This window comes from Brevundimonas sp. GW821-FHT12E07 (assembly GCF_058807035.1).
Genome location: NZ_JBXAQH010000001.1, coordinates 938818 through 959077, shown reverse-complemented (window position 1 = coordinate 959077; position 20260 = coordinate 938818). Strand labels below are relative to the sequence as shown.

The window sequence follows — 20260 nt, the reverse complement described above, 5'->3', positions numbered from 1 at the left end:
ATCACAGGCGCGCGCAGGGCAGATTCCACCCGCGCGCGTTTCACCGCCGAAATATGGAAATCAGCCGATCAGGGCCTTGGCGGCCGCACGGGCCTCGTCGGTGATGACGGCGCCGGACAGCATCCGGGCGATCTCTTCCTGACGGCGGGCGTCGTCGAGGGCGACGACGGTTGTGGTGGTGACGCCATCCTGATCGGACTTCATCACCTTCCAGTGGGCATGGCCGCGGGCGGCGACCTGGGGACTGTGGGTCACGACCAGAACCTGGGCGCCGGTCGACAGCCGCTTGAGGCGCTGGCCGACGGCCTCGGCGACGGCGCCGCCGACGCCCTGATCGACTTCGTCGAAGATCATCACCGGCTGGCGCTGATCCTCACGGCCCGCCAGCGCCGCCTTCATGGCCAGCGCGAAACGCGCCAGCTCGCCGCCTGAGGCGATGGCGTCGAGCGGACCGAACCCATCGCCGGCATTGGTTGCGATCTCGAACCGCACTGTTTCGACACCGAGGGGACCGCGCCTGCCCTCGCCCACCGGTTCGAAGGCGACACGGAAGCGGGCCCGCTCCAGCTTGAGCGGGGTCAGTTCGGCCATGACGCCGACCGTCAGCCGCTCGGCGGCGGCCTCACGCGCCGAGGTCAGGAAGGTCGCGGCCAGATCATAGGCTTCGCGCGCCGCCGTCGCCTCGCGTCGGGCGGCGGTCAGGGCGTCTTCGCCGTCCTCGATCAGCCGCAGTTGCTCGCGCAGGGACATCCGCAGCTTCGGCAGGGCCGAGACGGTGGTGTTCAGCTTGCGGGCGGCGGCGCGCAGGGCGAACAGCCGCTCCTCGGCCTTGTCCAGACGCCCCGGCTCGAAGTCGAAGGCGGCGGCGGCGGCGTCGACCTCGGCGATCGCCTCGACGGCTTCGACGATGGTCCGGTCGATGGCCTCGGCGGCGGCGGCCAGGCGGGCGATGACCGGATGGTCGGCCTCGGCCCCCGCCTGCACAGCGCGCTGCCGGGCGTGTTCGACGGCGCGCAGGGCCGCCGACAGCTTCTGGCTCAGCTTGTCGCCGCCCAGCTGGGTGCGGGCGTCGGCCAGATCGGCCATGGCCTTTTCAGCGGCGCCGAGGATGGCGCGCTCCCCGGCCAGTTCCGTCTCCTCGTCCTCGCGCGGATCCAGGGCGTCCAGGTCGGCGAGGTTGAGCGCGATTTCCTCGGCCCGGGCCGCGGCGTCGGCGGCGGCGGCCTGCAACTCGGCCAACCGGGTCTCGGCGGCCTTCAGGGTCTCGGCGGCGGCGGCGACGGCCGCGAGCTGGGGCGAGAGGCCGCCATAGGCGTCCAGCAGGGCGCGGTGGGTGCGCCAGTCCAGCAGGCCGACGGTTTCGTGCTGACCATGCACCTCGACCAGCCGCGACCCGATCTCGCGCAGGGCCGCGACCCCGGCCGGCTGATCATTCACATAGGCCCGGCTGCGGCCGTCGGCGGACAGGACCCGACGCAGGATCAGGTCCTCGCCTGCCGCCACCTCGAAGCCGCGGTCGGCGATCAGGGCGATCAGATCGGCGTCGTCCGGCGCGGTGAAGACGGCGGTGGCGCTGGCCTGTTTGGCGCCCGCGCGCACCAGGCCGGCCTCGCCACGTCCGCCGAGGGCCAGACCGAGGGCGTCCAGAATGATCGACTTGCCCGCCCCGGTCTCGCCGGTCAGCACGGTCAGGCCGGTCTCGACGTCGAGGTCCAGCACATCGACCAGGACGATGTCCCGGATAGAGAGGGCGGTCAGCATGAAGGGGCCCGATTCGACATCAAGCCCCCTCTATAGCCGTGCAGAACCAATACGGAACAGAGCCCGCGACAGGATCAGCCCGGGATCAGCCGGTGCAGCCAGCCTTCGCGCTGCCCCGTCGGGGCCGTCTCGGGCTTGGCGCCCTGTTCGGTCAGCAGGGCATAGGCCTCGGCGTACCAGGGGCTGCCCGGATAGTTGAAGCCCAGGACCGCGCCGTTGCGGGTCGCTTCGTCCTTCAGGCCCAGCGTCAGATAGACCTCGACCAGACGATAAAGGGCTTCCGGCGTGTGCGAGGTGCGTTGATAGGCGTCGTTGTCGATGACGGCCTTGTAGCGCCCGATGGCGGCCAGCGGCTGGTTGGCGCGCTGATAGTAGCGGCCGATGTTCATTTCCTTGCCGGCCAGCTGGTCATTGACCATGTCGATCTTGACCATGGCGTCGGTGGCGTAGGCCGACCGCGGATAGCGGCGCTGGACGTCCTTCAGTCCGTCAAGGGCGGCCTGGGCATAGGCCTGGTCGCGACCGACATCGACGATCTGCTCGAAATTGCAGGTCGCCTTCATATAGAAGGCGTAGGCCGCCGAGGGGCTGCCCGGGAACAGCTGGATGAACCGGTCCGACGCCGCGATCGAGTCGGCGTACTGGCCGTCTTGATAGTAGGCGTAGATCTGCATGAGGATCGCGCGGCGCGACCATTCCGAATAGGGGTGCTGGCGCTCCACCTCCTGGAAGTAGTCGACGGCGTCGGCCCAGCGGTGGCTCTGCAGCCGGTCGTAGCCGGTGTTGTAGAGCAGTTCGACCGGACGCTCCTCATAGGCCAGCTTCGGCCGTTGCTTGCCCTGGCAGCCCGCGACGGTGACGGTCAGGGCCGCGGCCAGCAGAATCGTTCCGGCGCGCGACAGACGCGCGCGCGGCGACCGGGCGGAACCCGGGGAAGACAGCGCCGAAATAGCAGACAAAGAAGACCTCATGACACGCCGGACCTGAAGGGAACGTGCACCGCCCCCGGTGATGACCGCGACCTCTATACCAGCCACCGGCCCCAAGCCAATCCGCCCAAATCGGCCCATTAAGGCTGAAATCGACCGTATACGGCTTGCTCCCGTCCGGCGCGCTGGTAAAGGAGCGCGAGAATTGAACAGGCGTCATTGGCGGTCCGATGACGGCGAAAGGATGACCGGCGATGAAGCTGCTCGCAGGCAACTCTAACCGGCAACTCGCCCAGGCCATCGCCGACCACCTCGACATGCCCCTGACCAAGTCGCAGGTGAAGCGATTCGCCGACAACGAGGTCTTCGTGGTCATCGAGGAAAACGTCCGCGGCGAGGACGTCTTCGTCATTCAGTCGACCTCCTATCCGGCCAATGACAACCTGATGGAGCTGCTGATCTGCATCGACGCCCTGGTGCGGGCCTCGGCGAAGCGGATCACGGCGGTCATGCCCTATTTCGGCTATGCCCGGCAGGACCGGAAGACCGGCGGCCGCACGCCCATCTCGGCCAAGCTGGTCGCCAATATGATCACGCGCGCGGGCGCCGACCGGGTCCTGACCATGGATCTGCACGCCGGCCAGATCCAGGGCTTCTTCGACATCCCGACCGACAACCTGGTCGCCACCCCGGTGCTGGCCCAGGACATCAAGGAAAACTATCCGCGCGGAAACCTGATGATCGTCTCGCCCGACGTCGGCGGGGTGGTGCGGGCCCGCAGCCTGGCCGAACGGCTGAACGTCGACCTGGCCATCGTCGACAAGCGCCGCCCCAAGGCGGGCGAGAGCGAGGTGATGAACATCATCGGCGACGTCTCGGGCCGCCAGTGCATCCTGTTCGACGACATCGTCGATTCGGGCGGCACCCTGGTGAACGCGGCCAAGGCCCTGATCGAGGCCGGCGCCACCGAGGTCTCGGCCTATATCAGCCACGGCGTTCTGTCGGGCCCGGCGGTCAAGCGCGTCACCGACGGCCCGCTCAAGGAGCTGGTGATCACGGACTCGATCGAACAGCCGCACGAGGTCCTGACCTGCGCCAAGATTCGCACAGTGCCCGTCGCACCTCTCATCGGTGAAGCTATCCGGCGGATCGCGAACGAGGAATCGGTTTCGAAGCTCTTCGATTAACAGTCGGAAAACCACTTCGAAGGCTTTATAACCCCTCCTGAGTAAGGGGCGTCCCCCGCGACGCCTGTGTTCTTGTGGGGAAAGCCTCGATGTCTCTGGTCTTCCGTCGCGGCGTCGCCGTCATCGCCGCCGCCGCCGTCGCAGGCCTGCTGGCCAGCTGCTCCACCCCCGAACCGGTCGTCGTCGAGGCGCCCCCGCCGCCCGCCATCGCCCCGCCGCCGCCGGTGACCCTGAACGCCAGCGTCGCCGAAGCCGCGTCGATCTATGTGAACTTCATCCGCGACGTCGGCACCATCCGGGCCGGCTTCCCCGACGCGGAATCGATTCAGCAGGCCATGCGCAAGGGCGCCGCCTACGACCCCGCCCAGCTGTCGCGCGGCATGATCGCCTACGCCTCGATCCTGGCCCTGCAGTCCCCCGAGTTCGTCATGGGCGTGCGCCAGTACGCCGTCGACCCCGCCCAGCGTCGCCAGGTCATCGCCGCCATCATCAACGACCCGGCCTACGCCGCCACCCTGCCGGGCGCGGACTATGCCGCCGGTCTGATCATCTCGACCCTGGGCCAGGACATCACCGCCCTGACCACGATCGCCGACGCGGTGGAGGGCGATGCCTACACGATCCAGGAACGCCAGGACCCGCGCCGCCGCTGGGCCGTGACCCCCATCCCGAACCGCGAAGTGCGGCTGCAACAGGCCAAGACCATTTCCGAAGGCCGGATGCTGCCTTCGGCCGAGGAATCGGCCCGGCTCTTCGCCGCCGGCAACTCGGGTCAGGGCCTGAACGTCTCATCGGCGCCGATTCGCGCGCCCTACACCCCCGCCGTGGCCAACGCCCTGGCCATCGCCGCCCTGGCCGCCCTGGGCGCCGCCGGCGATGAGGCCAGGGCCAACACCGACGCCCTCGCGATCGAGACCGGCAGCGAGTTCTGCCTCAGCATGTCCAAGCTCAACCTCTATCAGTGCCTGGCGGCGTCGCGCCCCAGCTATGAGGACATGTTCTGCGTCGGCCGCCACATCGTGCGCGATCTGGCCACCTGCGCCTCGACCTCGACCCGCACGGCCATCATCACGGTCACCGAGCCGACCGACACCACCGGCCAGCCCGCGCCGACCGTCAGCCTGCCGCAACCGGGCACGACCGCCGCCCTGAACCAGACCTCGGCGCCCGCCGGGCACTGATCGCCGAAGAGTCTTTACGGAGTCGGCCCGAGGCGGTTGCGCCTGCGGTCCGATGCGTGTAATGACCCGCGCTCTTGAATTCGAGGGTTGATGACCCCGCCGCGCGGGCCACAGGTTGGCGCAGGCGTTATTGTTGTTGAGGCGAGCCAGATGGCCGAGATCATTCTGAACGTGGACGTCCGCGAAAACACCGGCACCGGCGGCGCGCGCGCCGCCCGTCGTGACGGCGCCGTCCCCGGCATCCTGTACGGCGGCGGCAAGGCCCCCGTCGCCATCTCGGTCAACGAGAAGGACTTCCGCAAGAACCTGTACACCGGCAAGCTGCTGGGCCACCTGGTCACGCTGAAGTACGGCGACGAGACCCAGCCGGTCATCGCCAAGGACGTCCAGTTCGACCCGGTGTCGGACCGTCCGCTGCACTTCGACCTGATGCGCGTCGACGCCACCCAGACCATCAAGATCGAAGTGCCGGTGCACTTCATCAACGAAGACAAGTGCGGCGCCTTCCGTCAGGGCGGCTCGCTGGAAATCGTCCGTCACTCGGTCGAGATCTCGGTCCAGGCCGACCACATCCCGGAAGACCTGATCGTCGACCTGGCCGGCCACAAGCTGGGCGACACCATCCGCTTCTCGGACATCAAGGTTCCGGCCGGCGTGACCCCGACCATCACCGACCGCGACTTTGTGATCGCCTCGATCAAGACCTCGTCGGCCGCCATCTCGGCCGCCCATGACGAAGAAGAAGAGGCCGCTGCCGCCGCCGAAGCCGCCGCGGACGAAGTCCCCGCCTCGGAACAGTCGGACGACGCCGCCGAAGGCGAAACCTCGGAAGGCTAAGCCTCTCACGAGACCTGAACTTCGGAACGGCCCATTCCTTCGCTGGAATGGGCCGTTTCCATATCCGGACCTGACCGCATGATCATCATCGCCGGCCTCGGCAATCCGGGCCCAAAATACCAGAACAACCGACACAACATCGGCTTCATGGCCGCCGACGAGATCGCGCGCCGCTGGCGCTTCGGTCCCGAGCGGGCCAAGTTCCAGTCCGTGGTGTCCGAGGGCGAGGTCGACGGGACCAAAATCCTGCTGATGAAACCGCAGACCTATATGAACGAGAGCGGCAGGGCCGTCGGCGAGGCCGCGCGCTTCTACAAGATCGCGCCCGCTGACATCATCGTCTTCCACGACGAGATCGACATGGCGCCGGGCCGCTTCCGCATGAAGAAGGGCGGCGGGGCGGCCGGTCAGAACGGCATCCGCTCCCTGATCAGCCATCTGGGCGCCGACTTCCGCCGCGCCCGCATGGGCATCGGCCATCCCGGCGAGGCCAATCTGGTCATGCCCCACGTCCTGGGCGACTTCCACAAGGCCGAACAACCCTGGCTGGACGCCCTGCTCCAGGCCTGCGCCGACGCCCTGCCCTTCGCCGTCGCCGGCGAGGACGACCGCTACCAGGGCGAGGTCATGCGCCTGGCCCCCGCGCCCAAATTCAGCCCCCGGCAGCAGGCGCGCGGCGAGTAGGACAGTCCGTCCCCTTCCCTGCCGTCCCGGTTCCCGCTAGGCGTCGCAGGTGAACCGCTCCCAGGCCGATAACTGGTCGATCCGGCGCTCGCTGGCCTTCCTGGCCGCGACGTTCGCGATCACGTTCGGCAGCCTGATGCCGTTCGCGGCCCTCGCCGCCTCCACGCCCGGCCATCCGCTGGTCATCTGTTCCGCCGAAGGGCCCCAGACCATCGCCGTCGACGTCGACGGCTTCGATCAGCAGGGCCAGTCCGAGCCCGGCAAGGGCATGATGGGGGCGAAATGCGCCGCCTGTCTGCTGGCCCTGTCGGTCGCCCTGCCCGCGCCGCCGCTGGTCACGCCTGCCGCCGCTCCGACCACCCGTCCGGCCTCGGTCTTCATCGCCGAAGCCTCGCGCCCGACGCCGCCGGCCCGCGCCCCGCCGCGCCCGCCCTCGACCGCCCCGCCCCAAGCCTGAACCCCGACTGACGCCGACCGCGCGCGAGCCCTCGTGCGCCCGCTCATTCCTGTTCAGGACCTCAAGAAAACATGTCTCTCAAGACCACCGCGGCGCCTTGCGCCCTGCTGCTCGCCGCATTTGCCGGCCCCGCCTTCGCTCAAACTGCCGACCGGCCTACCCAACTCGACGAGATCATCGTCACCGCCGCCCGAAATCCCGAGGACCCTCCGGTGGTCGCCGAGACCCGCGCCCGGCTGTCGCGCACCCCCGGGGCCGTCGCGGTGGTCGCGGCCGAGGCCTATCGTGACCGCTTCGCGCCCAACCTGGCCGACGTCCTGCGCGACGTGCCGGGCGTCTATGCCGAGAAGAAGTGGGGCGGCGACATCCGCCTGTCGATCCGGGGTTCGGGCATCGGCAACTCCAGCCACAATCGCGGGACCCTGCTGGCCCAGGACGGCATCCCGTTCAACGAGGCCGACGGCTTCGGCGACTTCCAGCTGATCGACCCGTCGATCGCCCGCTACACCGAGGTCTACAAGGGCGGAAACGCCCTGCGCTTCGGCGGCGCCCTGCTGGGCGGGGCGATCAATCTGGTGACGCCCACCGGCCGCACGGCGGGCGCCGAGAACGCCTTCAGGATCGACGGCGGTTCCTACGGCACGCTGCGCGCCCATGCCGAGGTGGCGCGCACCTACGGCGACTGGGACGTCTTCGCCGCCGCCACAGGTCAGAAGGCCGACGGCTGGCGCGACCAGTCGAACGGACAGCAGCAGTACGGCTCGCTCAACATCGGCCGCCGCTTCGGCGAGGACCGCGAGGTCCGGCTCTATGTCTCAGGCGGATACGTCCATCAGGAAATTCCCGGCTCGGTCTCCCTGTCCGACGCCCTGACGAAGCCGGAAACCGCCAATCCGACCAACAAGGCCATGGCCTATCAGCGCGACATGGCCTCGATCCGTTCGACCCTGCAGACCCGCTGGCGGCTGAATGACGAGACGGTCTTCGAGGGCGGCGTCTACGGGACCTGGAAGGACCTCGACCACCCGATCTTCCAGGTCGTCGACCAGCAGAGCCGCAACTACGGTGTCTTCGGCCGTCTGGACTGGACCGGACAGGCCTTCGGCAAGGCGGCCGACGCCTTCTACGGGATCTCGTACCGTTCGGGCGATCTGGACGCCAACCAGTGGATCAACCTCGCGGGTTCGCACGGCGCCCATATGGCCCAAAGCCGTCAGAACGCCACGGGCCTGGACGTCTTCGCCGAAGGCCGGCTGTTCGTCACCGAACACCTCGCCGTGGTCGCGGGTGGCTCATACGGACGGGCCGAGCGTGACTATCAAAGCTATGCCCTGCCCGGCGTCACCACGACCTTCAACCTGACCACCGGCAGGACATACGACTGGTTCGCCCCGCGCCTCGGCCTGCTGTGGCAGACCGGCGGTGGAACACAGGCCTATGCCAACGTGACCCGTTCGATTGAGCCGCCGAACTTCTCGGCCCTGTCGCCGACCACCCAGGGCTTCCAGCCTCTGGTTCCGCAGGAGGCGGTGACCTGGGAAGCGGGCCTGCGCGGCAGGCGCGGGGCCTTCACCTGGGATGTCTCCGCCTACCGGGCCGAGCTCGATCACGAACTGCTCAACTTCGTGGTCAATGCGGCGGCGGGCATTCCGGCGGCGACCTTCAACGCCGGACCGACCGTGCATCAGGGTATCGAGGCCGGCCTCGACTGGCGCTTCGCCTCCCGCTGGCGGCTGCGCCAGACCTATGCCTTCTCCAACTTCCATTTCGACGGGGACAAGGTCTATGGCGACCACGACCTGCCGGTGGTTCCGCCTCATCTGTACCGCGCCGAGCTGCGCTATGACGCCGCACAGGGCTGGTTCGTGGCCCCCTCGCTGGAGTGGTCGATGGCCGACAGCTGGGTCGATTATCAGAACACCCTGAAGGCGCCGTCCTACGCCGTAACCTCGCTCAATGCAGGCTGGGCCGTTTCGGAGGGGGTCAATCTTTTCGTAGACCTGCGCAATCTGACCGACGAACGCTATGTCTCGAACTTCAGCGCAGTGACCGACGCCCGGGTCGCCTCCACGGCGGTGTTTTTCCCCGGTGAAGGTCGGTCATTGTTCCTCGGCCTCCGACTGGCCTATTAGGGAGGAATGACGATGAAACCGACCGTGATCGCCCTGCTTGTCCTGACCCCCGTTCTGGCCCTGGGCGCCTGCCATCAGGGCAAGAAGAACTCGACCACCGCCTCGATCGAGACGGACGGCGTCAAGGCCACGGTCGAGATCACCGATCCCTGGTGCCGGCCCACGCCCAACGGCGCCCAGGCCGGCGCCTGCTATCTGACGATCAAGTCGTCGCACGAGAACACCATGACCGGCGTGGCCACCCCGATGGCCGCCAACGCCATGGTCCACGACATGACCATGGCGAACGGCATGATGAACATGTCCGAGATGGCCGACGGCCTGCCGCTCAAGGGCGGCGAGAAGGTCGAGCTCAAGCCCGGCGGCAAGCATCTGATGCTGATGGGCCTGACCGGGCCGCTGGTCGAGGGCTCGGCCGTGCCCCTGACCCTGACCTTCTCGGACACCCCGGCCATGACGGTCCAGGCGCCGGTTCGCCAGCCCAAATAAGGTGATTGAAGGCCGAGCCTGACAAACGGTCCCGAACCGTCTAAAGGCTCGCGCCTTCTTCGAGGAATCCTATGGCTCTGAAAGTCGCGATCGTCGGCCTGCCCAACGTCGGCAAGTCCACCCTGTTCAACGCCCTGACCAAGACGGCGGCGGCGCAAGCCGCCAACTATCCGTTCTGCACCATCGAGCCGAATACCGGCGACGTCGCCGTGCCGGAGCCGCGCCTGGACGCCCTGGCCGAGATCGCGGGCTCGAAAGAGATCATTCCGTCGCGCATCACCTTCGTGGACATCGCCGGCCTGGTGCGCGGCGCGTCCAAGGGCGAGGGCCTGGGCAACCAGTTCCTGGCCAATATCCGCGACTGCGACGCCGTGGCCTTCGTGGCGCGCTGCTTCGTCGATGACGACATCACCCACGTCGAGAACCGTATCGACCCGATCTCGGACCTGGAGATCATCGAAACCGAACTGATGCTGGCCGATCTCGAAAGCCTCGAACGCCGACGCGTCCAGATGGAGAAACGCGCCAAGGGCGGCGACAAGGAAAGCCAGCTCAGCCTCAAACTGGTCGATCTGGCCCTGTCGAAACTCAACGCCGGCAAGCCCGCCCGCGTCGCCCTGCCGGAAGTGTCCAAGGAAGACATGAAGGCCTGGCACATGCTCCAGCTGCTGACGTCCCTGCCCGCCCTCTATGTCGCCAACGTCGACGAGGGCTCGGCCGACAAGGGCAATGAGCTGTCGGATCTGGTCGCCAAGCGCGCCGCCGCCGACAACGCCAAGTCGGTGGTCATCTCGGCCAAGATCGACGCCGAACTGGCCGTGCTGGACGCCGAAGAGCAGGCGGAGTTCCTGGAAGGCCTGGGCCTGTCCGAGCCGGGCCTGAACCGCCTGATCCGCGAAGCCTACGCCCTGCTGGGTCTGCAGTCCTACTTCACCGTGGGCCCCAAGGAGGCGCGCGCCTGGACCATCCATATCGGCGACACCGCGCCCCAGGCCGCCGGCGTCATCCATACGGATTTCGAGAAGGGCTTCATCCGCGCCGAGACCATCGCCTACGAAGACTTCGTCGCCCTGCGCGGCGAGGCCAAGGCGCGCGAGGCCGGCAAGCTGCGGGCCGAAGGCAAGTCCTATGTCGTCAAGGACGGCGACGTGATGAACTTCCTGTTCAGCTGAGCCGCCGCATTCAGATCTGAATTCAGGGCAGCGACAACCCCGGGGCCTTTTGCGAGGTGTCGGTCAGGGTCGTGCATTTCAGCAGCTTGACCGACCGGGGCGTCCCGTCCGGGCCGCCCCGGTCGACCCAGGTCAGATCCAGCGTCTGGCCGACGACGGACATCTGCACCCGCTCAACATGGCGGCCAGTCGGCGCGGGGCAGGACAGGGTCGCCTGATAGCCGCCCGTGACCTGATCGATATGGGCTATGTCGCAGCCGCCCTCCTCGCCTTCGAAACGCATCGTGGTGATCTCGAGCGGGCGTCTGGTCCCCTGAGGCGCGGCGCATAGCGCCGGATCGGCGCTCCAGCGGCCGATGAAGCTCGTCGGCCCCGTGCCCGGCATCAGGGGAGCCATCGAGTCCGACGGCGCCTCCGCCGTCGCATCCACGATCGGCGAAGTGATCGCCTTGGCCGGTTCGGTCGGCGGATTGACCCGCGACCGGTCGCAGGCGGCCAGACCCGCCAAACCCGCCAGCATCAGACAAGGAACCGCGTGTTTCATCGCAGCCCAACGCGTCCGGAGCGTAGCCGTTCACGGCCCCGGCAAAGACCCTGCATCTGTTGCGGTTGATTCTGATAGTCGTTCGCAGTAATTGCGCCCCCTCTCTCAAGCGGGACCATAAAAATGCGCAACCTCCTCATGATCACAGCCGGGCTCGCCGCCCTTGCCGCCGGTGCGGCCCGGGCCGCCGCGCCCGAAGCCCCGATTGCCCCGGAAGACCAGGCGACCCCGGTCGCGCCGGTGACCGTCGTCGCCACCCGCACCGCGACCCCGGTCGACGAGGTCCCCGCCACCGTCAGCGTCTACACCTCCGCCGAGATCGAACGCCTGCTGTTCACCGACATCAAGGACCTGGTGAAGTACGAGCCGGGCGTCAGCGTCGTCAGCCAGCCCGCCCGCTTCGGCGCCGCGCTCGGCACCGCCGGCCGCGCCGGCAATGAGGGCTTCACCATCCGCGGCCTCGGCGGCGATCGCGTCCTGATCGTCGTTGACGGCGTGCGCCAGCCCGACGGCTTCGTCTTCGGCGCCCAGAGCGTCGGCCGCGGCGGCTATTCCGATCTGGACCTGATGAAGTCGGTCGAGATCCTGCGCGGCCCGGCCTCGGCCCTTTACGGCTCGGACGGCGTCGCCGGCGCCGTCAGCTTCACCACCAAGGATCCGTCGGACCTGCTGACCGAAGGCCGCGACTTCACCGCCCGCGCCCGCGTCGGCTACAACTCCGCGGACGAAGGCTTCACCGAGGCCCTGGCCTTCGCGGGCCGCACCGGCGCCGTCTCCGGCCTGCTGGCCTACACCCGCCGCGACTCGTCCGAGACCGAGACCAACGGCGACGCGACCGGCGAGGAAATCACCGCCACCGGCGGCGTCACCTACGCCAACCGCACCATCGCCAACCCGCAGGACAACCAGTCGGACGCCCTGCTGGCCAAGCTGGTCTGGGACTTCGCTCCGAACCAGAGCCTGCGCCTGACCTATGACGGCTATCAGTCCGAGTCGTCCTACGACGTCCTGAGCGGCCGCACGGCCCGCACCGTCGCCGCCACCGCACCGACCGCCGCCACGGCGGTTCTGGGCCTGACCGCCAGGGACAACACCGAGCGTCAACGCATCGGTCTGGACTGGCGCTTCTCCGACAGCTTCGGCCTGGATCAGGGTCAGGTCTCGATCTACGGCCAGGACGCCACGACCCGCCAGTATACCTATGAAGACCGCGTCGGCACGGACCGCATCCGCGACAACCAGTTCAACAACACGGTGTTCGGCGCCTCGGCCTGGGCCCGCAAGACCTTTGGCGCTGGCGGCGGCTTCGAGAACCGCGTGACCTTCGGCGGCGACTGGTCGCAGACGACCCAGGAAGGCGTCCGCGACGGCACGGTGCCGCCGACCGGCGAAACCTTCCCGACCAGCCCCTTCCCCAAGACCGACTATACCCTGGCGGGCCTGTATGTTCAGGACGAGATCGTTCTGGCCGGCGGCGCCCTGCGCCTGATCCCGGCGGTGCGGTACGACGCCTATGAGCTGTCGACCGACAGTGACCCGCTCTACATCGGCACGCGCGCCGATCAGGACGACAGCCACGTCTCGCCCAAGCTGGGCGTCGTCTGGCAGGCCACACCGCAGTTCCAAGTGTTCGCCAACGTCGCCGAGGGCTTCAAGGCCCCAACGCCCAGCCAGGTGAACAACTATTTTGCAAACCTGGCCTTCGGCTACACCTCCCAGCCCAACCCGGATCTCGATCCGGAAACCAGCCAGAGCGTCGAGCTGGGCGTCCGCTTCCGCGACATCAACGCCCTGAACGGCCGTCTGAGCGCCCAGCTGGTCGGCTTCCAGTCCGACTATGACGACTTCATCTCCCAGCAGGTCGTCTCGGGCGCCGGCACCCCTGCGGACCCGCTGATCTACAAGTATGTGAACTTCTCCTCGGTCGAGGTTCACGGCGTCGAGGCTCGCGCCAATCTGGATTGGGACAACGGCGTCTATGCCCGCTTCGCCGGCGCCTGGGCGGACGGCGACCAGACCGACGCGGGCGTGACCCGCTCGCTGTCGACCATCGATCCGGTCAAGCTGGTCTGGGGTCTGGGCTACAATGCCCCGACCGGCGTCTGGGGCGTGGAAGGCCTGCTGACCTGGTCGGCGCACAAGGACAACGCCGATACGAACGGCCTGAGCTGCTACAACGCCGCCCCGGCCAGCGGCTGTCTGACGGGCAAGGAGTTCGCCCTGATCGACCTGACCGGATACTGGAACGTGACCGAACAGGTCACCGCCCGCGTCGGCGTCTTCAACGTCACCGACGAGAAGTACGGCTGGTGGAGCGACATCCGCGGCGTGGCGGCGTCCTCGGCCGTGGTCGACGCCTACACCCAGCCGGGCCGCAACGTCGGCATCTCTCTGTCCTTGCGTCTGTAAGCGTCACGGAGGATGATGCGAATGACTATCAAAACCGAAGAGGTTCCGATGCGCGCCCTGATGATCGCCGCCGCCCTGCTGGCCTCCGCTGCGCCTGTCGCAGCGGTCGCCCAAACGGCTGCGCCCGCCGCGACCGCGCCGACCAGCGCGTTCGAACGTGACCGGCAGTCGATCCTGGCGGAGGCGGGCCAGTTCCGTGTCCGCTTCGACTTCCGCGAGAACGTGAGCTTCCTGGCGGGCTACACCCCGGTGGAGTCCCATGACTCGGCCGGCAACGAGATCGTCCGGGTCGTCTACGACCACGGCGACCGCATCAGCCTGCAGCACATCCTGGTGATGGAGCATGAGGGCCAGTCGATCGTCGTCAAACACTGGCGCGAGGACTGGACCTACCAGCCCTCGACCGTCCTGACCTATGCCGGTCCGGGCGAGTGGACGCTGACCGACGTGCCTGAGGCCGAGCGCGCCGGCGCCTGGTCCCAGACGGTGTGGCAGACGGACGATTCCCCGCGCTACGGCGGCGTCGGCAAGTGGAGCTACGACAACGGCATGGCCGTCTGGACCAGCGGCCCGACCTGGCGCCCGCTCGCCCGCCGCGACGCTGTGCGTCACCCGGTCTACGACCGCTATCTGGGCACCAACCGCCACGCCTTGACCCCGGTCGGCTGGGTGCACATCCAGGACAATATGAAGATGCAGCCCGGTCAGGGCGATGACGGCGATCCGGTCGCCGTGGTCCAGGAGGATGTGGTCAACACCTACCGCAAGTGGGACGGCTATGACCCCAAGGCCGGCGACGACTACTGGGCGGCGACCAAGGACTACTGGGCGGCGGTTCGCGACCTCTGGGATGCAGCCATCGCGGCCCACGGCGGCGTCCGGGTTCAGGAAGTCGCCGAGACGGGCGCCGTCACCGGGACCCCGCTGATGGACCTGGCCGAAAAGGTCCAGTCCGGCGAGGTCACCACCGCGGCGGCCATCGATCAGGCCAAGACCATCATCGCCACGGCGACGGCCCGCTAAACCGCTTCCAGGCAGCCCCGATAGCGGACCATCCGGCCCGCTATCGGAAGGCCGATCTCGACGTCGAAGGCGAACCGGCCTTCGGCGTCTTCTTTTTCGTGGGTCACGGTGGTCGGCGCCCAGCGCTTCGGCATCGGAACGCCCAGTAGCCGCCAGCCCTGAACCCGATAGACCAGCCGCCCATCCTCGGGCGTCAGGGTCAGGTCGAAGGCGCAGGGACCGAAGCTCTCGACCACACGCCCGCCCGGCTTCGGAGACGACAGCCGGCTCTGGAACCGGCTTCCGGCGATCTCGCGCCGCCAGATCGAACCGTCGCGGTCGGCGTCGATATGGACCTCGACGGGGACGCCCTGCCCCGCCTTCGGAAAGCCGAAGACCCGCGCGACCAGACCGGCGACGGGATTGGCCGCGCCCTCGACGGAGGCCCGACCGCGCCACAGCGACCGGCCGGACGTCTCGTGCAGCGCCCGGATCGGAGTCGGCAGGCTCGCGAAGGCTGGGCCGATGGCGCGTTCGAACAGGGAAGACGGTTCGACCGTCGTCGTGGTCGTGATGCTGTGGATGGCCAGCTCCGCCTCCAGTTCAGCCAGCGAAAGCTCGCCCACACAGACGCGGGCGCCCGGCTTCAGTCGTCCCGTAGCCAGCGCCTTCACCGCCGCCAGGGCCGGGATGCCCGGGGTCACCGGTCCGACGCCCGGCGGGGCGACCAGCAGCCAGACGGCGCACACGGCCCTGCCCCGTCCGTCCCGCCCGCTCGCCTCGACGCGCATGCTTCCGACGTCGCTTCCGAATGGGGCCGCGAGCCGGGACAGGAAGATGACCAAACCCGCCAATCCTGTGGGGTCGGCGCCGGTCAACCTGACCAACCTCGCCAACAGCCAGCCGGCCCAATGGGCGAACCCCGGCTCCAGCCCGGCCATGAACAGGGCGCGATCGGTCGGCTGGAACCGCTCGGCCAACACGTCGAGATCGGGCGTCTCGCACAGGGACAGGCGCCGCAGTCCCGCAGGACCGAAATCGCGCGTTACGACCGCGCCCCATCCTGTGCGTTCGGTCCAGCGCCCGTCCTCGAACACCCGAACGGGCCGTCCGAGCCAGGACAGGATGGCCTCGGTCACCGATCGGCCGCGCGGCGCCCGGGCGCCGGGAGAGATGGCCGCCTCGACCGCGTCGATGCGGGTCCAGCCCTCGGTCAGGGCGTCCAGCGCGGCGTTGGACAGGGCGGGCGTCGAACTGGCGCCCGTCAGGGCCGTGACGCCCGCCGCCTTAGCCTCGGCATCCAGCGCCCCGAACCCGGCGACGAAGTCCCGCCCGTCGGCCAGATCGACATAATGCAGGCCCGCCGCGATGGCGGCCCGTGCCACGCGCGGCTCCGCCCCTTGAAACGGCCCCGCCGCATCGACCACGATGCTCGTGCCGGTCGCCTTCAGGTCGGCGGCGGTCAGGCTGCGAGTGTCCAACGCCACGGCCGAAGCCGCGCCGACCTCGGCCTTCGTCGCCTCGGCGCGGGCCAGGCTCCGCCCCGCGACCACGACCTCGAACCCGTCGCGCACCAGCCCCTTCGCCAGCCGCGCGCCGAAGACGCCTCCGGCCCCGATGACGAGGACGCGGGTCACGTGAGGAACCGATCCCGGTCAGCTGGCTCGGGGATCATGCAGACGTCGGTCTTGCCGAAGATCCGGTAGCGATTGCCCGCGATCAGGTCATAGAGCGGGTCGCGCAGCGCCTTGGGGGCGAGACGGCCGAGCCCCAACGGACGAGTCGCAGGCAAGGCCTCCAGCACCTTCAGGGCCGCGTCCGACTTGAACCAGGCGCGGCCGTTCAGGATCACCGCATTGGTCTCAGGCGCGTCCGGATCGATGCCCAGCCGCGAGGCCAAGGCTCGCGCCGCTTCGCTCTGGATCGTTATGAAGCGGAAGCGCCGGGCCGTATCGTGACGCAGCACGAACCGCACCCAACGCGAGCAGAAGACGCAGACGCCGTCGAACAGGATCAGGCCGTCAGCGACATCCTCAACCGGCTTCGACGCCCAGTGATCCACCCGTCAGCGCCGGGCGGCGTCGCTCTGGCGGCGGATGGCGGCGAACTCCGAGGTCGGCTTCCACTGCGGCCAGTCGGTGCTGTCGGCGACTTCCTGACCCAGTTCATAGAGCAGCTTCAGGTTCTGCAGGGCGGCGGTGAAGTCGTAGTCGGCGCGCCATTCGTCGTCGAGCTTGTGGTAGTATTTCGCCATCTGGGCCTGATAGTAGGGCCGCCCGACGGCCTCGCCGCCCTCGACGAAGTCGACGCCGGTCCAGGGCATCAGGGCCGGAACCCCGCCTGCCGCGAAGTTGAAGTGGTCGCTGCGGTAGTAGTAGCCCTGCTCCGGCTCGCCGTCGCCGACGACGTGGCGGCCGTCACGCTGGGCCAGTCGCTCCAGATCATCCTCCAGCTCCGACTTGCCGATGCCGAAGATGGCGATGGTCTTGGTCGCGGGGGTGAAGGGCAGCATGTCGATGTTGATGTCGGCGGCCGTCTTTTCCAGCGGATAGACGGGGTGGGTGGCGTACCACTCCGAGCCCAGCAGGCCCTGCTCCTCGGCGGTCACGTGCAGGAAGACGACGGTGCGCTCCGGCGGCGGGCCGGCCTTGAAGGCGCGGGCCATCTCCAGCACGCCCGAGGTGCCCGAGGCGTTGTCCCAGGCGCCGTTGAAGATGCGGTCGCCGTTGGCGTCCGGATCAGCGGCGACGCCGACGTGGTCCCAGTGGGCCGAATAGACGAGATATTCGTCCGGACGGGTCGTGCCGGGGATCTTGGCCAGCAGGTTGTGGGAGTGGATGACCTCGGCCATCTCGTCGATGTCGACATTGAGTTTCAGACCGGTGTCCTCGGCCTTGAAGTCACCGCCGGCCTTGGCGGCGGCCAGAACCGGCTGGAAGTCCTCGCCCTTGGAGGAGGCCATTGCGGTGGCCACGTCCAGGGTCATGGTCCCGCTGAAAGTCGTCTCATGGGCGCCCGTGATGGTCATGCGCGGACGACCGCCGCCACGCATGCCGCGACCGCCGGACACTTCGTACAGGGTGATGACGCCGACGGCGCCGCGCTTGATCGCTTCTTCCACCTTATGGGTCGAGGAGCCGTAGAAATTGGGATCGGCGCCGAAGGCGGCCGGCTGACCGTTCAGGACGACGACGACCTTGCCGGTCAGGTCCATGTTTCCATAGTCGTCCCAGTTCCGCTCGGGCGCGACGACGCCGTAGCCCGCGAAGACGATCGGCACATTGTCCAGCTTCACATGGCCGTCGGCGGCGCCGGCGCGGACAAACAGCCCGGCCTCGACCGGGTGGGCGACGCCATCGACGCCGGTCCAGCTGACCGTGGCGGGACGGGCCGGGGTCAGGCGCAGCAGGTCGACCGGTTGCAGCCACTGGCCGTCCGGCCCGCCGGGCTGAAGGCCCATGGCTTCATACTGGGCCTGGAGGTAGTCAAGGGTCATCTTCTCGCCGACCTTGCCGGGGAAGCGACCTTCCAGACTGTCGTCGGACAGATACTTGATGTGGTCGGACAGGCGCTGGGCCGAAAAGTCCTGGGCCGAGGCCGGCAGGGCCAGAAGCAACATCGCCGAGGCGGCGACGCCGCAAGTCAGTCGGGCCAGCATCAAGGAAACTCCGTGGAAAATGCGCGCGCACCTTAGGGCGGCCGCGCCCGACCGCCCCTTACATTTTTGTAATGCGGCTTACTGCCGTTCGGCGGCGCTGACCGCGCGGGCCGGACCGAACTCCGAACCTGTCTTCCACTGCGGCCAGTCGCGGCTGTCGGCCAGGGCCCGGCCGATGTCGTAATAGACCGTCAGATCTTCCATCTGGCCGCGATAGTCCCAGTCGGCGGACCATTCGTCGTCGGCTTGGTGGTAGCGCTTCTCGGTATATTCATCGCGTTTGGCGATGCGTTCCTCGACGGGGGCGTCGCGGAAGCTTCCGCCACTCTCGGCATAGGCCATGGGCACGCCCTCCTTCGCCAGCGGGAAGTGGTCGGAGCGGAAGTAGTAGCCGGCCTGGGTGTTGGCGTCGGGTTCGATGACCCGCCCTTGGGTTTCCACCTCCGCGGTGACGCGCTCGTCGAGGTCGGACTGGCCGAAGCCGATGATGCTCATCGCCGTGGTCCGGCCATAGACATTGGCCGAGTCCATGTTGAAGCCGCCGACGGTCCTGGCCAGCGGATACAGCGGGTTGGCAGCGTAGTAGGTCGAGCCCAGCAGACCGCTCTCCTCGCCGGTGAAGCTGATGGCCACGATCGAGCGCTGGGTGCGGGGCGCCGCGCCGAAGACGCGGGCGATCTCCAGCAGCCCCGAGGTGCCCGAGGCGTTGTCCACCGCGCCGTTGAAGATGGCGTCGCCGTTGGCGTCGGGCGTGCCGACCCCGATGTGGTCCCAGTGGGCGGTGTAGAGGATGGTCTCGTCCGGATGTGTCGTGCCGGGCAGGCGGGCGACGACGTTGTGGCTCTCGATCCGGTCGGTCTTGAGATCGAACATGGCGCTCAGGCCCGCGCCGGTCAGGGTCACCGGATGGAAGTCGCGGCTGCGCGCCTGAACCTTCAGGGCCTCGAAGTCGAGACCGGCGTGCTGGAACATCTGGACGGCGACGTCGCGCTGGACCCAGGCCTCCATGGCGACACGATCCTTCGACGGATCGGCGCGCTCGATGTCGAACTGCGGCGCGGTCCAGGAGTTGCGCACCGTGCCCCAGCCGTAGGAGGCCGGTGCGGTCTCATGGACGATCAGCACGCCCGCAGCCCCCTGACGCGCGGCCTCTTCGTATTTGTAGGTCCAGCGGCCGTAGTAGGTCATGGCCTTGCCGCCGAAAGTGTCCAGGGACGGGTCCTCGAAGTCGGCGTCATTGACCAGAACGACCAGGATCTTGCCCTTCAGGTCCATGCCCTTGAAGTCGTCCCAGTTCCGCTCGGGCGCCTTGATGCCGTAGCCGACGAAGACCAGCGGGGCGTTCATCAGCATGACGTGGCCCGAGGCGTTGGGCAGGCGGGTCGAGGCGACGATCTGCTCGCCCTGCGCCAGCGGCAGGGTCCAGTCGCCGACTTTCAGCGTGGCCTTGAAGTCATCGACCTCGAAACGGTTCAGGGCCACGGCCTGGGTCCACAGACGCGAGCCGTCGGCCTGCAGGTCCCCGCCCGGCTCGAAGCCGGCGGCGGCGTATTGCTCGCTCAGATATTTGATGACCTTGGGCTCGGCCTCGGTGGCGATGCCCCGGCCCTCGAAGCTGTCATCGGCCAGGATGCGGATGTGCTCCGACAGTTTGGCGGCGTCAAAGGCGGGTTCGGCACTTTGGGCCACAGCCATGGTCGAAAGGGCGACGCCGGACATCAGGGCGGCGAGGGACAGGGTCAGGCGCATGGCGGCTCCGGGGGATACGATGCCGGGACCCTATTCAGCGTCGCCGGAGGAGTCGATGTCTTCCCAGTG

Annotated in this window: 17 protein-coding genes; 10 read left to right on the top strand and 7 right to left on the bottom strand. The window is 68.2% G+C overall.

Features of this window, described 5'->3' with window-relative positions:
* Nucleotides 1–60: 60 nt before the first annotated feature.
* Together recN and AC1ROD_RS04720 are read right to left on the bottom strand one after the other, a co-directional pair.
* Nucleotides 61–1761 (bottom strand): DNA repair protein RecN, encoded by a 1701-nt coding sequence (gene recN / locus AC1ROD_RS04725; protein WP_492947094.1) that lies wholly within the window; start codon nt 1759–1761, stop codon nt 61–63.
* A 74-nt stretch (nt 1762–1835) separates the two neighbouring features.
* Nucleotides 1836–2663, bottom strand: coding sequence for an outer membrane protein assembly factor BamD (locus AC1ROD_RS04720; protein ID WP_492947734.1), 828 nt, complete (start codon nt 2661–2663; stop codon nt 1836–1838).
* Nucleotides 2664–2944: 281 nt separating this feature from the next.
* On the opposite strand from AC1ROD_RS04720, the gene AC1ROD_RS04715 reads away from it, so the two are divergent.
* The 8 genes from AC1ROD_RS04715 (at nt 2945) to ychF (ending at nt 10829) form a co-directional block, all read left to right on the top strand.
* The gene (locus tag AC1ROD_RS04715) at nt 2945–3877 is read left to right on the top strand and encodes a ribose-phosphate pyrophosphokinase (RefSeq protein ID WP_207868428.1); all 933 of its coding nucleotides are present in this window, start codon (nt 2945–2947) and stop codon (nt 3875–3877) included.
* An 89-nt stretch (nt 3878–3966) separates the two neighbouring features.
* Nucleotides 3967–5058: a hypothetical protein gene (locus AC1ROD_RS04710; protein WP_492947093.1), complete on the top strand. Its 1092-nt coding sequence runs from the start codon at nt 3967–3969 to the stop codon at nt 5056–5058.
* A gap of 150 nt (nt 5059–5208) precedes the next feature.
* Nucleotides 5209–5895, top strand: a complete 687-nt coding sequence (locus AC1ROD_RS04705) for a 50S ribosomal protein L25/general stress protein Ctc (protein ID WP_492947092.1) — start codon at nt 5209–5211, stop codon at nt 5893–5895.
* Nucleotides 5896–5973: 78 nt separating this feature from the next.
* The gene (gene pth / locus AC1ROD_RS04700; protein WP_492947091.1) at nt 5974–6579 is read left to right on the top strand and encodes an aminoacyl-tRNA hydrolase; all 606 of its coding nucleotides are present in this window, start codon (nt 5974–5976) and stop codon (nt 6577–6579) included.
* Between the two features lie 49 nt (nt 6580–6628).
* Nucleotides 6629–7036, top strand: a complete 408-nt coding sequence (locus tag AC1ROD_RS04695; protein ID WP_492947090.1) for a DUF2946 family protein — start codon at nt 6629–6631, stop codon at nt 7034–7036.
* 71 nt (nt 7037–7107) lie between these two features.
* Nucleotides 7108–9168, top strand: a complete 2061-nt coding sequence (locus AC1ROD_RS04690; protein WP_492947089.1) for a TonB-dependent receptor family protein — start codon at nt 7108–7110, stop codon at nt 9166–9168.
* A gap of 12 nt (nt 9169–9180) precedes the next feature.
* The gene (locus tag AC1ROD_RS04685) at nt 9181–9657 is read left to right on the top strand and encodes a copper chaperone PCu(A)C (protein ID WP_492947088.1); all 477 of its coding nucleotides are present in this window, start codon (nt 9181–9183) and stop codon (nt 9655–9657) included.
* 71 nt (nt 9658–9728) lie between these two features.
* On the top strand, nt 9729–10829 hold the full coding sequence (gene ychF / locus AC1ROD_RS04680) for a redox-regulated ATPase YchF (RefSeq protein WP_492947087.1): 1101 nt from the start codon (nt 9729–9731) through the stop codon (nt 10827–10829).
* A gap of 22 nt (nt 10830–10851) precedes the next feature.
* Here ychF and AC1ROD_RS04675 read toward each other — a convergent pair whose 3' ends face one another.
* The gene (locus tag AC1ROD_RS04675) at nt 10852–11349 is read right to left on the bottom strand and encodes a hypothetical protein (RefSeq protein WP_492947086.1); all 498 of its coding nucleotides are present in this window, start codon (nt 11347–11349) and stop codon (nt 10852–10854) included.
* A 147-nt stretch (nt 11350–11496) separates the two neighbouring features.
* Here AC1ROD_RS04675 and AC1ROD_RS04670 point away from each other — a divergent pair, with 147 nt between their 5' ends.
* Nucleotides 11497–13782 carry a TonB-dependent hemoglobin/transferrin/lactoferrin family receptor gene (locus AC1ROD_RS04670; RefSeq protein WP_492947085.1) on the top strand — a complete coding sequence of 762 codons (2286 nt, stop codon included), beginning with the start codon at nt 11497–11499 and terminating at the stop codon, nt 13780–13782.
* 21 nt (nt 13783–13803) lie between these two features.
* Nucleotides 13804–14805 (top strand): DUF6607 family protein, encoded by a 1002-nt coding sequence (locus tag AC1ROD_RS04665; RefSeq protein WP_492947084.1) that lies wholly within the window; start codon nt 13804–13806, stop codon nt 14803–14805.
* On the opposite strand, the gene AC1ROD_RS04660 is transcribed toward AC1ROD_RS04665, so the two are convergent.
* The 4 genes from AC1ROD_RS04660 to AC1ROD_RS04645 form a co-directional block, all read right to left on the bottom strand.
* Entirely contained in the window at nt 14802–16421 is a 1620-nt protein-coding gene (locus AC1ROD_RS04660; RefSeq protein ID WP_492947083.1) for a saccharopine dehydrogenase family protein, read from the bottom strand. The two genes, AC1ROD_RS04665 and AC1ROD_RS04660, sit on opposite strands and share 4 nt — an antisense overlap.
* Nucleotides 16418–16846 (bottom strand): thiol-disulfide oxidoreductase DCC family protein, encoded by a 429-nt coding sequence (locus tag AC1ROD_RS04655; protein ID WP_492947082.1) that lies wholly within the window; start codon nt 16844–16846, stop codon nt 16418–16420. Before AC1ROD_RS04655 ends, AC1ROD_RS04660 begins: the two co-directional genes overlap by 4 nt.
* A 3-nt stretch (nt 16847–16849) precedes the next feature.
* Entirely contained in the window at nt 16850–18442 is a 1593-nt protein-coding gene (locus tag AC1ROD_RS04650; protein WP_492947081.1) for a M28 family peptidase, read from the bottom strand.
* A 78-nt stretch (nt 18443–18520) separates the two neighbouring features.
* Nucleotides 18521–20191 carry a M28 family metallopeptidase gene (locus tag AC1ROD_RS04645; RefSeq protein WP_492947080.1) on the bottom strand — a complete coding sequence of 557 codons (1671 nt, stop codon included), beginning with the start codon at nt 20189–20191 and terminating at the stop codon, nt 18521–18523.
* Nucleotides 20192–20260 lie beyond the last annotated feature (69 nt).

Coding starts and splice junctions, on each gene's coding strand:
- AC1ROD_RS04645 (WP_492947080.1), bottom strand. CDS start 20,191: ATGCGCCTGACCCTGTCCCTCGCCGCCCTGATGTCCGGCGTCGCCCTT.
- ychF (WP_492947087.1), top strand. CDS start 9,729: ATGGCTCTGAAAGTCGCGATCGTCGGCCTGCCCAACGTCGGCAAGTCC.
- AC1ROD_RS04670 (WP_492947085.1), top strand. CDS start 11,497: ATGCGCAACCTCCTCATGATCACAGCCGGGCTCGCCGCCCTTGCCGCC.
- recN (WP_492947094.1), bottom strand. CDS start 1,761: ATGCTGACCGCCCTCTCTATCCGGGACATCGTCCTGGTCGATGTGCTG.
- AC1ROD_RS04715 (WP_207868428.1), top strand. CDS start 2,945: ATGAAGCTGCTCGCAGGCAACTCTAACCGGCAACTCGCCCAGGCCATC.
- AC1ROD_RS04705 (WP_492947092.1), top strand. CDS start 5,209: ATGGCCGAGATCATTCTGAACGTGGACGTCCGCGAAAACACCGGCACC.
- AC1ROD_RS04690 (WP_492947089.1), top strand. CDS start 7,108: ATGTCTCTCAAGACCACCGCGGCGCCTTGCGCCCTGCTGCTCGCCGCA.
- AC1ROD_RS04675 (WP_492947086.1), bottom strand. CDS start 11,349: ATGCTGGCGGGTTTGGCGGGTCTGGCCGCCTGCGACCGGTCGCGGGTC.
- AC1ROD_RS04710 (WP_492947093.1), top strand. CDS start 3,967: ATGTCTCTGGTCTTCCGTCGCGGCGTCGCCGTCATCGCCGCCGCCGCC.
- pth (WP_492947091.1), top strand. CDS start 5,974: ATGATCATCATCGCCGGCCTCGGCAATCCGGGCCCAAAATACCAGAAC.
- AC1ROD_RS04650 (WP_492947081.1), bottom strand. CDS start 18,442: ATGCTGGCCCGACTGACTTGCGGCGTCGCCGCCTCGGCGATGTTGCTT.
- AC1ROD_RS04665 (WP_492947084.1), top strand. CDS start 13,804: ATGACTATCAAAACCGAAGAGGTTCCGATGCGCGCCCTGATGATCGCC.
- AC1ROD_RS04685 (WP_492947088.1), top strand. CDS start 9,181: ATGAAACCGACCGTGATCGCCCTGCTTGTCCTGACCCCCGTTCTGGCC.